This window comes from Kordia sp. SMS9, from assembly GCF_003352465.1.
Taxonomy (GTDB): Bacteria; Bacteroidota; Bacteroidia; order Flavobacteriales; family Flavobacteriaceae; genus Kordia.
In genome coordinates this window covers 1,994,398-2,009,218 of record NZ_CP031153.1, presented here as the reverse complement: position 1 = coordinate 2,009,218, position 14,821 = coordinate 1,994,398, and the positions used below count along the sequence as shown (strand labels likewise).

12 protein-coding genes are annotated in these 14,821 nt (G+C 34.6%); 5 read left to right on the top strand and 7 right to left on the bottom strand.

Translation table 11 applies throughout. The features are described 5' to 3' along the window. Positions 1–398 precede the first annotated feature (398 nt). Positions 399–1,520, bottom strand: coding sequence for a 2-amino-4-hydroxy-6-hydroxymethyldihydropteridine diphosphokinase (gene folK / locus KORDIASMS9_RS08675; RefSeq protein WP_240321161.1), 1,122 nt, complete (start codon positions 1,518–1,520; stop codon positions 399–401). Between the two features lie 209 nt (positions 1,521–1,729). On the opposite strand from folK, the gene sppA reads away from it, so the two are divergent. Further along, positions 1,730–3,496 carry a signal peptide peptidase SppA gene (gene sppA, locus KORDIASMS9_RS08670; RefSeq protein WP_114902469.1) on the top strand — a complete coding sequence of 589 codons (1,767 nt, stop codon included), beginning with the start codon at positions 1,730–1,732 and terminating at the stop codon, positions 3,494–3,496. A 75-nt stretch (positions 3,497–3,571) separates the two neighbouring features. Here the strand turns inward: sppA and KORDIASMS9_RS08665 are convergent, their stop codons facing one another. From KORDIASMS9_RS08665 to KORDIASMS9_RS08655, 3 genes are all read right to left on the bottom strand, one after another. Further along, positions 3,572–3,787 carry a hypothetical protein gene (locus KORDIASMS9_RS08665; protein WP_114902468.1) on the bottom strand — a complete coding sequence of 72 codons (216 nt, stop codon included), beginning with the start codon at positions 3,785–3,787 and terminating at the stop codon, positions 3,572–3,574. A 214-nt stretch (positions 3,788–4,001) separates the two neighbouring features. Further along, positions 4,002–4,238, bottom strand: a complete 237-nt coding sequence (locus tag KORDIASMS9_RS08660) for a hypothetical protein (protein ID WP_114902467.1) — start codon at positions 4,236–4,238, stop codon at positions 4,002–4,004. A gap of 169 nt (positions 4,239–4,407) precedes the next feature. Further along, positions 4,408–4,617, bottom strand: coding sequence for a hypothetical protein (locus KORDIASMS9_RS08655; RefSeq protein ID WP_114902466.1), 210 nt, complete (start codon positions 4,615–4,617; stop codon positions 4,408–4,410). A gap of 160 nt (positions 4,618–4,777) precedes the next feature. Here KORDIASMS9_RS08655 and KORDIASMS9_RS08650 point away from each other — a divergent pair, with 160 nt between their 5' ends. Beyond that, positions 4,778–5,509, top strand: a complete 732-nt coding sequence (locus KORDIASMS9_RS08650) for a queuosine precursor transporter (protein ID WP_114902465.1) — start codon at positions 4,778–4,780, stop codon at positions 5,507–5,509. Between the two features lie 144 nt (positions 5,510–5,653). Next, positions 5,654–8,296 (top strand): AsmA-like C-terminal region-containing protein, encoded by a 2,643-nt coding sequence (locus tag KORDIASMS9_RS08645; RefSeq protein WP_114902464.1) that lies wholly within the window; start codon positions 5,654–5,656, stop codon positions 8,294–8,296. Between the two features lie 910 nt (positions 8,297–9,206). Here the strand turns inward: KORDIASMS9_RS08645 and KORDIASMS9_RS08640 are convergent. Next, the gene (locus KORDIASMS9_RS08640) at positions 9,207–10,001 is read right to left on the bottom strand and encodes a DUF2797 domain-containing protein (RefSeq protein WP_114902463.1); all 795 of its coding nucleotides are present in this window, start codon (positions 9,999–10,001) and stop codon (positions 9,207–9,209) included. 136 nt (positions 10,002–10,137) lie between these two features. On the opposite strand from KORDIASMS9_RS08640, the gene KORDIASMS9_RS08635 reads away from it, so the two are divergent. Continuing rightward, positions 10,138–11,652 carry a GH3 auxin-responsive promoter family protein gene (locus KORDIASMS9_RS08635; RefSeq protein WP_114902462.1) on the top strand — a complete coding sequence of 505 codons (1,515 nt, stop codon included), beginning with the start codon at positions 10,138–10,140 and terminating at the stop codon, positions 11,650–11,652. A gap of 193 nt (positions 11,653–11,845) precedes the next feature. Next, positions 11,846–13,477 (top strand): OmpA family protein, encoded by a 1,632-nt coding sequence (locus KORDIASMS9_RS08630; protein WP_114902461.1) that lies wholly within the window; start codon positions 11,846–11,848, stop codon positions 13,475–13,477. 64 nt (positions 13,478–13,541) lie between these two features. Here KORDIASMS9_RS08630 and KORDIASMS9_RS08625 read toward each other — a convergent pair whose 3' ends face one another. Beyond that, positions 13,542–13,949 (bottom strand): hypothetical protein, encoded by a 408-nt coding sequence (locus KORDIASMS9_RS08625; RefSeq protein ID WP_114902460.1) that lies wholly within the window; start codon positions 13,947–13,949, stop codon positions 13,542–13,544. Then, complete coding sequence (locus KORDIASMS9_RS08620) at positions 13,949–14,632, bottom strand: DUF433 domain-containing protein (RefSeq protein WP_162819836.1); 684 nt, start codon at positions 14,630–14,632, stop codon at positions 13,949–13,951. The genes KORDIASMS9_RS08625 and KORDIASMS9_RS08620 overlap by 1 nt, the downstream gene beginning before the upstream one ends. Between the last annotated feature and the right edge of the window lie 189 nt (positions 14,633–14,821).

Here is a 14,821-nt window from a genome sequence, read left to right as displayed (position 1 = left end):
AATTCAGAATTGTTTTCTAAATATTCCCCAAAAGATATAATATCTTTGATAGAAAACTTAGATTTCGGAATCGTGTGGGTTAGAAACATTTGGTACTTTCACGTCTCTTCGAGTGGTTTTCGGAGTGAAATGAAGAAAATTGTATCGAGAAGCGCTTGGTTTCACAGCACTTCTCGATACAAAATTTTATACTAAAATTTCACTCCTTTAGATTTGTTATTAAATAAAATTATAACTTAAAGATGGAAAAGATACTTGTAATTACGTTTCACACACAAAAGCTGCTTTTTAGACTTTTGAAGTTCTTTTGTCATTCCTGCGAAGGTAGGAATCTAGTATGTAGTAAAGTGGATTCCGCATCAAGTGCGGAGAATGACAGTCGTGTTTTTGAAGTAGCACTAAAAATCATTAATTTCACTTACAATCTTCTGATAATCATTAGCATTGGCAACGAAATCCAAATCGGAAACGTCAATGATTTTTACGTTTAAATCTTTATGCGTACGGATAAATTCTAAATATCCGTGGTTGATTTTATCTAAGTATTCGGAAGGTATTTTTTGTTCGTAATCGCGTCCACGTTTTTTGATGTTTCGCAGCAAACGTTCGGTATTTTGATACAAATACACATACAAATCGGGCTTTGGAATTTCTTTGTACATGATATCAAACAACTTTCGGTACAGTTTGTATTCTTCTGCCTGCAACGTCACTTTTGCAAAGATGAGCGATTTTACCACATCATAATCCGACACAATGAAATCTTTAAATAAATCTAGTTGCGCTAAATCGTCTGAAATTTGCTGATACCGATCTGCCAAAAACGACATTTCTAATGGAAATGCATAGCGTGTGTTGTCTTCGTAAAATTTTGGCAAAAACGGATTGTCGGCAAAACGTTCTAAAATCAACTTTCCATTGAAATCTTCTGCAATTTTAGTGGCTAACGAAGTTTTTCCCGCGCCAATGTTCCCTTCTATGGCAATGTAATTAAAACGAGAAAAATCTTTTTTACTATTCGGATTCTGCAAAGTTTCCTCACTTTTTTCAATGCCTTGCGCTGGAAGTTCATCATTTAATTGCGATACCGTTTTTGTAAATGTAGGATGAATTTTACTCGGCGCAATATCGCACAACGGTTGCATCACAAATTTACGTTCATGCGCCAACGGATGCGGCAACACTAACAAATCGGTTTGTAAGATATGATCTTCATAAAAAATAATATCAATGTCAATCATACGATCTTGGTAGCCTTTTCGCTGACTTCGAATTCGTCCGAGCAAAACTTCGATTTCCAGAATTTCTGCCATCATTTCCGCAGGAGACAATTCGGTAGTTATACATAGACACGCATTGTAAAAATCGTTCCCATCATAACCCCAAGAAGGCGTTTTGTAAATTGGCGAAATTTTGACAACATGTCCAATTTTGGCAGAAAGCTGCTGCACTGCGTTTTGTAAATGTGCGCGTTTGTCGCCAACATTACTTCCAATAGCGATATATGTAGTCTGTAACAAGCTTGGATGCAATTAAATAGATTTGTACGCTGAAAATAGCTGCGCCAAATATAGTCAAAATATAGTGATTGAAAGGTGGAAAGTACTTTTTAGGAACACAAAAAATATTTCTACAATTAATTTCACAAAAGCGTAACTTTTAGAGAGAAAACGACACTTACTTTCTAATTCGATTATTAATAGATATTTTTGTACAAAATAGACATGCTATGAAATTTTTTAAACGCGTTCTTTCCACTATTGTGGGAATGACCATTTTTGTTGCCTTATGCTTTTTAATCTTGTTTTTATTTTTGTTTGCGAGCGCAGGTTCGGGAGACAATTTAATTACCGTGAAGAAAAACACCGTATTAGAGTTAGATTTGAACAAACCAATTGACGATTACGGCGGACGTTTTGACTACAGCAAGGTTCCTTTTTTTCCAAATGAACCTGAATACGACGGATTGTTCAATATTATTGATGCGATCCATCAGGCAACAGACGACAAAAAAATCAAAGGAATTTCTATCAAAAACAATTCAATTCGCGCTGGAATGGCACAAACCAAAGCCTTGCGTGATGCCTTACTTTCCTTTAAAGAATCGGGAAAATTTATTGTTTCCTATGGCGATTTTTATTCTCAAAAAGATTATTACTTAAATTCCGTAGCAGATACAATTTACTTAAATCCTGTTGGCGCACTAGATTTTAAAGGCTTGTCAATGGAGCGCATGTATTACAAAGATTTTCAAGAGAAATATGGCGTAAAAATGGAAGTCATTCGTCATGGAAAGTACAAAAGTGCGGTAGAAGGCTATATCAGTCAGGAAATGAGTGACGCCAATCGCGAGCAAATTTCTGTGTTTTTGCAGTCCATTTGGGATGAAATGCGCAAAGAAATCAGCAACAGTAGAAATATTTCTTCGGATGAATTAAACATGTTGGCAGACGAATTGGCTGGAAGAACCGCCACACGTGCTTTAAACGCAAAACTTGTGGACAAAGTAGGTTACGAAGACGAATATGAAGCAGGAATTCAAAACGCAATGGGTAAAAATACCTTGGTCAATCGAATGGACATGTACGAATATGCCCGTTATACCGGCAAACGAAAAGCCACAGATGCTTCCAGTGATAAAATTGCCGTGATTTATGCACAAGGGCAAATTATGTATGCGGAAGGTGACGAAACAACCATTGGGCAAGGCGTGATGAATGAAGCATTGAAAGAAGCCCGAGAAAACGACAAAATAAAAGCCATTGTATTGCGTGTCAATTCTCCAGGTGGAAGTGCCCTGGCAAGCGAACTGATTTGGAGAGAAATTGAGCTGACCAAACAAGTAAAACCTGTTATTGTATCTATGGGCGATTTGGCAGCTTCTGGTGGCTATTATATTGCGTGTAATGCAGATCAAATTTTTGCAGAACCCAATACCATTACAGGAAGTATAGGTGTTTTTGGTACGATTCCGAACATGCACAAATTGGCAGAAAATTTAGGCATCAATGCAGAACAAGTTGGCACGAATAAAAACTCCATAGAATACAGTGTTTTTGAACCAATGAGCGATGAACAACGCGCGTTGATTAAAGAAGGCATTGAAGATATTTATGATTTGTTTACACAACGTGTGGCAGACGGTCGTGGCATGACACAAGCTGCTGTAGACAGTATTGCACAAGGACGCGTTTGGACAGGAAATGATGCCATAAAAATTGGCTTAGTCGATGAAATTGGCGGATTGGACATGGCGTTGCAAGCTGCTGCAGACGCCGCAGAAGTTTCAAACTATCAAATTTTGGAATTGCCTGTGTATGAAAAAGATTTGCAAAGTATCATCAATCAGTATACGGGTGGATATGTGCAAACGAAAGAAGAAATTTTACGAGAAGAATTGGGTGATCAAAATTATCAACTCTTGCAAAAAATGAAGAAACTCACACAAATGCAAGGACCACAATTGTTGCTACCTTACGAAATCGAAATTAAATAACTATTTATTTATTCCACATACAAAAAGCCTTTCTGCTCCACACAGAAAGGCTTACTTTTTTGTGTCAACTACAAATTATTTACACTTACAAGCAGATGCATTGTCTTGTGTTGGTGCAGGTTCTGTAGTTCCGCTTCCACAATATTCGCTTACTTCATGTGGACATGTCCATCCTCTGTATGAAAGCTCTCCGAAGGTAGAAGAAGTGTCTCCACCTTTTAATTGCATGTCAATTAAACTTGACACTTTGTTTTTGTTAAGCGCTAAACTTTTTAAACTCTTTCTTTTCATAATAGTATGTTTGAGATTAATAATGAAACAAAGCTACATGCATCAAAACACAAAACAAAATACTTATAATCAGACATTTATAAATTTCGAGTCGTAATTTATAAATTCCGATTCATACTAAAAAGTTAAGCAAACGCATGAACATTTGGACATCAAAAGAAAAAAGCCTTTCCGTTTTTTAACGGAAAGGCTTTTCAATGTCTAAAAATAAAGACTATTTGTCTTTGCAACCTCCTGGATAATTTGAAGGTGCTTCAGAAATAGGTCCTGTACATGCCACTGAACATGCAATATCTGTAAGTTCAGTACTTGTTGGAGTTCCTGTATTACCTGCAGTAGCTAAACTAGAAGTAGGGACAGTAGTATCATCTCCTGCAATTAGTGATTGTGATGTTAAACTAGAAATTCTGCTCTTGTTTAATCCTAATGATTTTAAACTTTTTCTTTTCATAATAATTTATTTTTGAATTAATAATGAAACAAATTTACAGCTTAGAACACTGTAAATAAAACACTTACACTCTACCATTTATAAATTTCGAGTCGCCATTTATATATAACGAGTCTAAATAAAAAGTTAAAATCCATGCAGAAAAAATTGCAAACACCTCATTTTCAACTTAATAATCATCAAATCGACAATATGGAAAATTAGTACCGCCACCGCAGTCACCTGTGCAGTTTGCATTGGTACAAAACAATGCTGTTTGTAATGGTGTACAACCATCTGAGCAACCTTCGGAAAATAATCCACCTTGAATGACGGCTTTGTTTAAGTCTGAAACTGATTTTTTGTTTAATGATAATTTAATTGCTGTTCGTTTTTTCATAATGATCTGTTTTTTAATGAATAATGACCAAAGTAGCACACAACTTGCCACAAAAAAAGAAAAGGATATTCAGATTTATAAATTTGAAACAATTAGAATCTTTACGCTAAACATTTCGTACTTCATTCCGTACTCGCAGAAACTTTAGTATCTTTACATCATGACCGTAGCTGACAAAAAACTTGCTGCTAAAATATACCTATATCTCGCAGCATTATTTATTACTTCCTTAGTAGTTTCCAATCTAATTTTTCAAAAATTCTTCTATTGGTATCCTGTAGATATTGAAGTTTTTGGCGAAAATCTTTTTGAACTTTCTGTAGGATTGTTACCGTATCCACTCACGTTTTTAATTACAGATGCCATCTCTGAAATTTATGGGCAAAAGAAAGCCAATCAAGTAGTGGTAGCAGGAATTTTTGCTTCTGTATTTTCGTTGGGAATCATCTTTATTTCAAAAAGTGTTCCGGCAACTTCTTGGTCGCCCGTAAATGACGGAACGTTTATCAAAGTTTTTGGAAATGCACCTTTAGCAGTTTTAGCGTCTATGATGGCGTATTTATTTGCGCAGTTTATTGATATTCAAATTTATCATTATTGGAAACGACTCACCAAAGGAAAACACTTATGGTTACGTAACAACTTCTCTACCTTCGCTTCTCAATTTGTAGACACCTTTTCAGTAATTACGCTGCTTTGTTCTTTTGGATTGATTGCCTGGGAACGCTATTTTGGCTTAATTGCCGCTGGTGTCATCTTTAAAATTATCATCGCTTTTATTGACACACCTTTTTTATATTTAATTGTATATGCGTTCAGAAAGCGTTTTGGCTTGAAAATTGGTGAAGAGATTGACTTAGACGATTACGCGACTGCAACTCCCGAAAAATAAACTACTTTTTTTAGGTCTGGTCGAATTTTGGTCTCAAATGCGTTTTTCTTTAACGCATTCGATTCAATCGAGAAAATTTATCAACTTCTTAACAGTGATTTTTTCAGATTTCACGTTATTAGAAGTATTAAAAAAAGCCAGACTATGAACGTGAAAAAAATACTAAAAAGAACAGGAATTACACTTCTAATTCTCATCATCGCCTTAATTGCCACGCCGTATCTTTTTAAAGATAAAATCATTGCCATGGTGAAAGATAGCATCAACGAAAGCATCAATGCACGTGTTGATTTTGCAGATGCAGATCTTAGTTTCTTTCGTAATTTTCCGAAAGCTTCTATTGTATTGGAAGATGTTTCAGTGATCAATAACGCACCTTTTGAAAACGATACACTTTTTTACGGAAAAGAAGTTGCCGTAACCACTGGTATTGGAGAACTTTTTAAAGGAGAAAACGAAGCCATTCAGATTTATAGTTTTACAATTGAGAATGCGAAACTCAATATTGAAGTAGACAAAGCAGGAAACGCCAATTATGATATTGCAAAACCAAGTGAAACGCCTGAAACGGCAGAAACGACTTCGGAAAGTTCTGATTTTAAATTTCAAATAGACAATTATCACATTCTCAACACAGACATCAACTATCACGATGCTATCAGTAAAACGTATCTAACCGTTGAAAATTTACAACATGAAGGTTTTGGCGACTTTTCATTGGCGACTTCCGAATTGGAAACAACTACAAATGCGTTGGTTTCGTTTGCGTTGGATGATATAAAATATATTAACAAACAGCAAATTGCCTTAGAAGCGTTGATCGGAATGGATTTGACCAACGGAAAATACACATTTTTAGAAAATGAAGCATTGATTAATAAATTGCCCTTAACGTTTGACGGTTTTGTGCAAATCAATCCAGATTCACAGGAAATTGACTTACAACTGCAAACACCTTCCTCCGACTTTAAAAACTTTTTAGCGGTAATTCCTGAAGCGTATGCTAAAAATATTACTGACATACAAACGACTGGAGATTTTAAAGTTTCTGGAGAAATCAAAGGAATTGTAGACGAAACGCATATTCCAAAAATTGACATTCAAGTCGTGTCGAACAATGCATCTTTCAAATATCCCGATCTGCCGAAGAGCGTACAAAACATCAACATCAATGCGCAATTAAAAAATACCACAGGAAAAACAGAAGATACTTATATTAAAATCAACGATCTCGCTTTTAAAATTGATGAAGATACTTTTCGCGGAAACGGAACATTTTCACAACTCATGACCAATCCGAAAGTGAACGCAACGATCAAAGGAAGGTTGAATTTGGAAAATATTTCTAAAGCGTATCCGATAGAATTGAATAAAGAATTAAGCGGAATTTTAGATGCAAACTTAACCACAAATTTTGATCTAAATGCACTTAAAAAAGAACACTACAATCGCATCAAAAATACTGGAAACCTAAAGCTATCCAACTTTTTATTTTCTTCGAAAGATGTGGTAAATCCGTTGGCAATATCAGAAGCTGCAATTGATTTTGTACCAGGCAGAATTTCGTTGAAAAAATTCGACGCCCAAAGTGGAAAAAGTGATTTTAACGCAACGGGAACCATTGAAAATTTACTAGGTTTTTTATTTAATGAAGATAAACTCAAAGGGAATTTTAATGTGAACTCAAATGCTTTTTACGTAAGTGATTTTATGGTGGCTAGTGAGAAAGGAAGCGAAAATAAAAACACCGAAGTAACCAAAGGCGAAGCTTTAAAAATTCCGAAGTTTTTAGATTGTAATATTAATGTGAATTCTAAAAAGGTATTTTACGATACTATTCAGCTTACAAATGTAAAAGGAAGTTTAGCGTTGGAAGATGGAGATGCGATTTTAGAGAATGTAACTTCCGATGTTTTTGATGGAAAAATTACCATGAGCGGATTGGTTTCTACCAAAAACGACACGCCAACTTTTGCCATGGATGTAGGCATGGATTCCTTTGATCTATCAAAATCGTTCAACGGATTAGAGTTGCTTCAAACTATTGCGCCAATTGCGAAAGCGTTGGACGGAAAGTTAAACACAAATATTTCACTAAAAGGTGATTTGAGTCAAAGTTACACTCCAAATTTAACGACGATTTCAGGAAACGCGTTTGCAGAATTGATCACAACGACATTAAAATCAAATAATATAGACTTTTTCAATACGATTAATGACAAACTCCCTTTTATTGATTTGAATAAAGTGAACATTGACGACATCAAAGCAAAGTTGTCTTTTGACGATGGCAAAGTAAGTGTAAAACCATTTTCGTTCAATTACAAAGACATCGAAATTACTGTAGACGGAACTCATGGATTCGATCAATCGTTGAACTACAATGCTACTTTTCAGATTCCTGCGAAATACTTAGGTTCGGAAGTCACAAACTTACTTTCGCAGATCAAATCGGAAGAAGCCAAAAACATTACAATTCCAGTTTCCACGACGATTTCTGGAAGCTTTACACGTCCAAACTTTACAACCGATTTAGCAAGTGCTACCAAAGATTTAGTGACTAAATTAGCGAAAATAAAAGCGCAAGAAGCTTTAGGAAATATCAGCACAGGAAACGACGCTGTTGATAGTGTATTGGATGAAATTTTAGGAAATACTAAAGTAAAAGATTCTACCGTAATCACGCCAAATTCTACGACTGACAAAGTAAAAAGTGTACTTGGTGGATTTTTGAAAAATCGTAAAAAGAAGAAAGAAGACGAAAAGAAAAAGGATTCTGTGAATTGATTTTTTAGTACTGAGGAATTAGTATTGAGAATTGAGATGCCTTCAAAGTCCATTTTTGCAAAAATTGTAACTCGTTCTTCAAAACGTCTCTTCGAGTGGCGAATCTATGATTCGTTGTATCGAGAAGTGCTTGGAACATCAAAGTAGATCTCGATACTATTTTTCTATAAAAATTACTCGATCTGACGGTTTTAATAAGTAGTGAGATATTAGTATTGAGAATTGAGATGCCTTCAAAGTCCATTTTTGCAAAAATTGTTACTCGTTCTTCAAAACGTCTCTTCGAGTGGCGAATCTATGATTCGTTGTATCGAGAAGTGCTTGGAACATCAAAGTAGATCTCGATACAATTTTTTATCAAAAATCACTCGATCTGACGATTTTAATAAGTAGTGAGATATTAGTATTGAGCATTGAGATGCCTTCAAAGTTCATTTTTGCAAAAATTGTTACTCGTTCTTCAAAACGTCTCTTCGAGTGGCGAATCTATGATTCGTTGTATCGAGAAGTGCTTGGAACATCAAAGTAGATCTCGATACAATTTTTTATCAAAAATCGATCTGACGATTTTAATAAGTAGTGAGATATTAGTATTGAGCATTGAGATGCCTTCGAATTCAATCTAGGAAAAAAAAGAATCTTCTTTGATAACAAAACAATTCGTGCAAACTATAAAAAATTTTAAATGCTAAATTTTGAATTTTGAATTGCCGTGAAACGAAGAAATTCGTGCAAATCATTCACGCAAAGAAACACAAAAACAATTTGTGAATTCGTGGTAAAACTTTTAAAAAAGTATTGAGATATTAGTATTGAGCATTGAGATACCTTCAAAGTTAATCTAGCAAAAAAAATTAGCTTGTTTTCAAATTAAAACATTGCTACACTATTACATTGCTTCATTGTTACACTAAGAAATATTCAAATTCACCACCAAACCTTCATTTCCACGGACATTGAAAACCGTATTATCTTCAAAAATTAAGTATTGTCCTTTGATCCCTTTTAACACACCTTCATAATTGGGTGTTTTGGAAAGATTCAAGCTTTTTACCTTTTCGGGATACCAAAGCACTGGAAAATCCAATTCCACAATTTCTCTATTAGGTAAATAAAACGGTTTAGCTTCTTCCGGAATGTATAGTTGCAATTCTTCTCTTTTGGCTGACAAATCCGCATCTTCGTTGAGGTTTTGCAGCATTTTTCGCCAATTTGTTTTATCAGCCACAAAAGATTTTAGGGCAACTTCCGTAATTCCAGCAATATATCTGTTAGGTGCTTCCAAAATTTCTACCGCTTTCACCGCACCTTGATCAATCCAACGTGTAGGCACTTGACGCTTTCTAGTCACACCAACTTTCACTTCACTTGACAATGCCAAATACACAATATGCGGTTGCAGTTGCACTTTCTTTTCATACTCCAAATCGCGATCTTCAATACCTAAATGTGCGGTACTCAATTCAGGGCGCATAATCCAATCGCCTGCCGTTGGAATTTCAAAAAAACAGCTTTTACAAAACCCTTGACGGTAAATTTGCTTATCTAAATGACAATTTAAGCATTCAAATTTCTCAAAATCCAAGCGCAGTGTTTTATCGAGTAATTGGTTCATATTCAAGAAATCATCTTCAAAATTGAGGTAATATTGAATAGGTTTTCCGAACTCAGTTTGCATTTTTGTTAAAACACCTTTGTACATCATTAAAGATTTTTGCTATTTTTATTCAATTAAAGTAAGTTTACATGCTCAAGAAAAGCAGTAACGAAAGTAACAAACTTTTCGCGAGTAGCCATATTTTAATAGCTAAAATCACAACCGAATATAACCATAACGCACCATGCCGATACCATTAGTAAATTCTATCGCTTCTTGGTTTTTAAAAAAGCGCATCTCACAGATTGAGCATTTTTTAGAAAATCCAAACGAAGTTCAGTTAGAACTGCTAATGAACTTATTGATTACTGCGAAAAAAACGGAACTCGGTCTGCAATATGATTTCGCGACAATTACAAATTACAAAACGTTTACCGAACGTATTCCCGTAACCACCTACGAGGACATTCAACCGATGATTGAACGTGCACGTAGAGGTGAATCGAATATTTTTTGGCCAAAACCGATTAAATGGTTTGCCAAATCGAGCGGAACCACGAATGCCAAAAGTAAATTTATTCCTGTCACAGATGTTTCGTTAGAATATTGTCATTATGCAGCCAGTAAAGATTTGTTGTGTATGTATTTGAATAACAATCCGGGCGCACAATTATTTAATGGAAAAAGTTTACGCTTGGGCGGAAGTAAAGAATTATACGAACAAAACGGAACGTACTATGGAGATTTATCCGCAATTTTAATTGATAATTTACCGCTTTGGGCAGAATTTAGCAGTACGCCAAGCAGCAAAGTATCGCTCATGGGCGATTGGGAAACCAAGATTGATGCCATTATTAAAGAAACTTTACGCGAAAACGTGACGAGTTTGGCAGGCGTTCCGTCGTGGATGTTGGTATTAATGAACGAAGTATTAGAACACACTCAAAAAGGCAATTTGTTTGAAGTATGGCCCAATTTAGAAGCCTATTTTCACGGCGGCGTCAGTTTTGCTCCGTATGAAGAACAATATCGAAATATACTACCAAGTAGCGATTTTAAATATTACGAAATTTACAATGCTTCTGAAGGTTTTTTTGCCATTCAAGATCGAAATGACTCTGATGAACTGTTGCTCATGTTGGATTACGGTATTTTCTATGAATTCATACCGATGCAAACCTTTCATACGCCAAACCAAAAAGTAATTCCGTTATCAGAAGTTGAGGTTGATCAAAATTATGCGGTTGTCATTACGACCAATGGCGGTTTGTGGCGTTATATGATTGGCGATACAATTCGATTTACGTCTACCGATCCATATCGTGTAAAAGTTACAGGAAGAACCAAACATCACATCAATGTTTTTGGAGAAGAATTAATCATTGAAAACGCCGAAGATGCACTGAGAAGAGTGTGTACCGCTACAAAATCAAAAATTGCAGAATATACGGCTGGACCTATTTTTATGCACAATGGAGAAAAAGGTGCACATGAATGGATTATTGAATTTAACAAAGCTCCTGAAAATATAGACGAATTTGCTTTTCTGCTAGATGAAGCGCTTCAAAATATCAACTCCGATTACGAAGCGAAACGTTTCAACAACATGACCTTAAACAGTTTGAAACTAAACGTAGCCCGCTCTGGATTATTCTATGAATGGCTCAAGAAAAATGACAAACTCGGTGGACAACATAAAATTCCACGTTTATCCAATCAACGTATGTATTTGGATGATTTACTTCAAATGAATCAATAACTTACCCTATTACAAATCAGGGTAATATCCCTTTTCGTAGGGGAAAATACCTGGTTTAATTCCTATTGTTTCAGCATTTTATACTCCTCATCGGAAATTCTTGTCATTGGTCTAATAAATACTTTTTTAACTAAAAAGACGCTTTATATTTACGTTATCAGATTATTAACAATAGTACAATACCAACTCTAAAATGAGAAAGTTTACAAAGACGGTGCTCGCACTTGCAGCACTGTTCACAGTAACTTTCGCTACTGCACAAGGGCCAGAGGCAGAAGCGATTGAGACTAGTGAAACCTACAGCAATGTAGCCGACAAAGACGCGGAAAATCGCGCAATCAAAGCATTGGATCCAAACGGATTCATGTACGAATTCACAAACCTTAATATCAACACAAAATACTCGGAGCATGCAACTGCATTCTTTAGAGACAAAGTGATTGTATCTTCCGCGAAAAAAATTGGGGCATTTTTTTCAAAGAAAGATAAGAACACAAATGAAGGGTTTTACAATTTATATTGTGGAGATTTAAATCAAAAAGGAGACATCAAAAACTTAGTAAATTTTTCTAGAGCAATTAATACTAGAGAAAGTCACGAAGGTTCTGTTGCTTTAAATGATGCACAAAATGTGGTGTTTTTCACTAGAAGCGTTGAAGAAAATGGACAACACAATTTAAAAATATTCAGAGCAGAAATGCCAGAATACGAATGGACAAATTTTGAAATGTTACCATTCAACGTAGAAGGCTATGCAATTGAGAACCCTGTGTTATCTCCAGACAACAAAACTATTTACTTTTCATCTAACATACCAGGTTCTAAAGGTGGATACGATTTATTTTCTGTTACGATTAACGAAGATGGAACCTATACTGCACCGAAGAACTTAGGAAGTGAAATCAATACGCACAAAGACGAAAGATATCCGTATGTAATGGGAGACAATAGTGCTTTGTACTTTTCTTCTAACGGACATTACAATTTAGGTGGATTGGACGTTTTTGAAAGTAAGATTATTGATGGAAGATTTAATTTCCCTGTAAATATGGGAAGTTCTTTAAATAGTACAGAAGATGATTTCGGATTTTTAATGGATCAGTCAAATTCTGGTTTCTTTACTTCCAATCGTGCTGGTGGAAAAGGCGGAAATGACATCTACTATTTTAAAAGAGAAAAAACAACACAAGCATTACAAGGTTTGGTTGTGGATTATAAAACGAATATGGTTTTACCAAATGCTACAGTAACTGTAGTTGATTCGTATGGTCGTGTAGTTGATAAAATTACATCTGATGAAAAAGGAATTTTTACGACAACAATAATTCCTTATAACTCGTATACTTTAAATGCTTCAAAAGATGGTTTCATTGAAACAGAAGAAGAATTCGAATCTTTTAGAGGTGATGATTATAAGCACAAACTCACGATTAAGTTGCCACAGGCAAAAGCTGAAATCGTAGTAGAGGACGAAAAAACAGTAATTAAAATTGAGAATATCTATTTTGATTATAACAAATGGATTCTGAAAGATGAGTCTACATTATCTTTAAATAAGATTGTAGAAGTATTCAATGAGAACCCAAATATGAAAATTGAAATCAACGCGCATACCGACAACAGAGGTAGAGCGAGCTACAACAACAAGTTGTCTAACAAAAGAGCCGCAGCAGCAAGAGCTTATTTGTTGGCAAAAGGTATAGACGCCAGCCGTGTGATTTCTAATGGATATGGTGAATCGCAACTGTTAGAGGATTGCGGATCAACATGTACAGAGGCGCAACACGAGACGAACCGTAGAATCGAGTTCATTATCGTGGAGTAATTGTAAATAATACTGATATTGCCCAAAAAAAGGAACGCGCCCTGCGTTCCTTTTTTTATTTGTTTTATAATTTTTCAAATTTTCCCTTAGCTTTACATCTAAAAGCAAAAGGTCTGTCAAGCTTTACTTTATTTTTTATATCTGGCCACCTTTTTATGAGCTGCTCAACCATATCCCAAAAAGAATATCCTCTAGAAGGCGGTTTAAAAAATATTACACCTAATCCATATTCTTTATATAGAGCATGTTGATGTCTAGTTGTTTGTATTCTAATATCTTGAGTAATTACTATTCCTTTTTCTTTACCAACTAAAGGAATCCAATACTCATCTAAAGCACCTTTTCCAAACTCTTCTTTAATTGAGAAAACTTCTATTTTATATTTTTCTTTTAAATTCAAATGTTGCTGAAAGACATTTAAACCATTAGCTAGTTGAGGAGCAAAATTTTCATCAATATAAATTTTTGTCATTAAGCAGCATTTTTACTTTTACAATAATTAATAGCATCATTAACCTGCTTTACACTTATGTCATATGAAGAAGCGATAAATTTTTTACTTTCTTCATTATTATAAAGATTAAATATGGTTTCTGGAAAAAGATTAGTTCCCTTTAAAGTTGGTTGCCCAAATTGATGCTTAGGGTCTACAACAACTGAATTTTTCTTTCCTAATGGATAAAGTCTTTTCGCAAGATTATTACTGTCAAAATCTAATTTATGCATAAAGTTTTTAATAAATTTTAGATTCAACTGTTTAGTTGAATCTAAATTAATTATTAAATCTTCACTAATTTCAAGAACTATTTTCTTTCCAAAGCAACTGATTCTTTCTAGTATTTCCGATTTTGCAAAAGGAAAAGGAGTTAAGTATGTTTCTGACAACTCTCTATGAGCTTTTAAAATACTTTGAGTTGTAACTCCTGATTCTTTTAATTGATAAAACATATAAAACTCCACAAGCGTATGAAAACTTACAGCTTTGTTCTTTCCAATCGACCAAGAATACTTCGAGCCGAAATTATCAGCAAGTCTTTTATTCCAATATTCATTTAACAACTTACTAACCTTATAATAATCTAAATCCAATATACTAGCTAAATCTGGCAGCGTATAAATCCCATTTCCTATTTCAGCTTTATTTTCGAATTTCATTAGTTTATTTTTCACAAATCTAGCATAAATATAAGACAACCTTTACAAATTCACAATACGAATTCCCGTAAGGTGAGTAAAAGTTTAAGTAAACAGATAGAAATTTTTATTAAAATTTTGATAAAAATAATCATTTTTGCAGATCATAAACTCATTAGATAGATTGAATATAATTTAGTGTAAATTTCT

What these genes read in the sequence shown, in the direction of transcription:
- sppA (WP_114902469.1), top strand. Translation starts at nt 1,730, where the DNA reads ATGAAATTTTTTAAACGCGTTCTTTCCACTATTGTGGGAATGACCATT.
- KORDIASMS9_RS08665 (WP_114902468.1), bottom strand. Translation starts at nt 3,787, where the DNA reads ATGAAAAGAAAGAGTTTAAAAAGTTTAGCGCTTAACAAAAACAAAGTG.
- KORDIASMS9_RS08660 (WP_114902467.1), bottom strand. Translation starts at nt 4,238, where the DNA reads ATGAAAAGAAAAAGTTTAAAATCATTAGGATTAAACAAGAGCAGAATT.
- KORDIASMS9_RS08655 (WP_114902466.1), bottom strand. Translation starts at nt 4,617, where the DNA reads ATGAAAAAACGAACAGCAATTAAATTATCATTAAACAAAAAATCAGTT.
- KORDIASMS9_RS08650 (WP_114902465.1), top strand. Translation starts at nt 4,778, where the DNA reads ATGACCGTAGCTGACAAAAAACTTGCTGCTAAAATATACCTATATCTC.
- KORDIASMS9_RS08645 (WP_114902464.1), top strand. Translation starts at nt 5,654, where the DNA reads ATGAACGTGAAAAAAATACTAAAAAGAACAGGAATTACACTTCTAATT.
- KORDIASMS9_RS08640 (WP_114902463.1), bottom strand. Translation starts at nt 10,001, where the DNA reads ATGATGTACAAAGGTGTTTTAACAAAAATGCAAACTGAGTTCGGAAAA.
- KORDIASMS9_RS08635 (WP_114902462.1), top strand. Translation starts at nt 10,138, where the DNA reads ATGCCGATACCATTAGTAAATTCTATCGCTTCTTGGTTTTTAAAAAAG.
- KORDIASMS9_RS08630 (WP_114902461.1), top strand. Translation starts at nt 11,846, where the DNA reads ATGAGAAAGTTTACAAAGACGGTGCTCGCACTTGCAGCACTGTTCACA.
- KORDIASMS9_RS08625 (WP_114902460.1), bottom strand. Translation starts at nt 13,949, where the DNA reads ATGACAAAAATTTATATTGATGAAAATTTTGCTCCTCAACTAGCTAAT.
- KORDIASMS9_RS08620 (WP_162819836.1), bottom strand. Translation starts at nt 14,632, where the DNA reads ATGAAATTCGAAAATAAAGCTGAAATAGGAAATGGGATTTATACGCTG.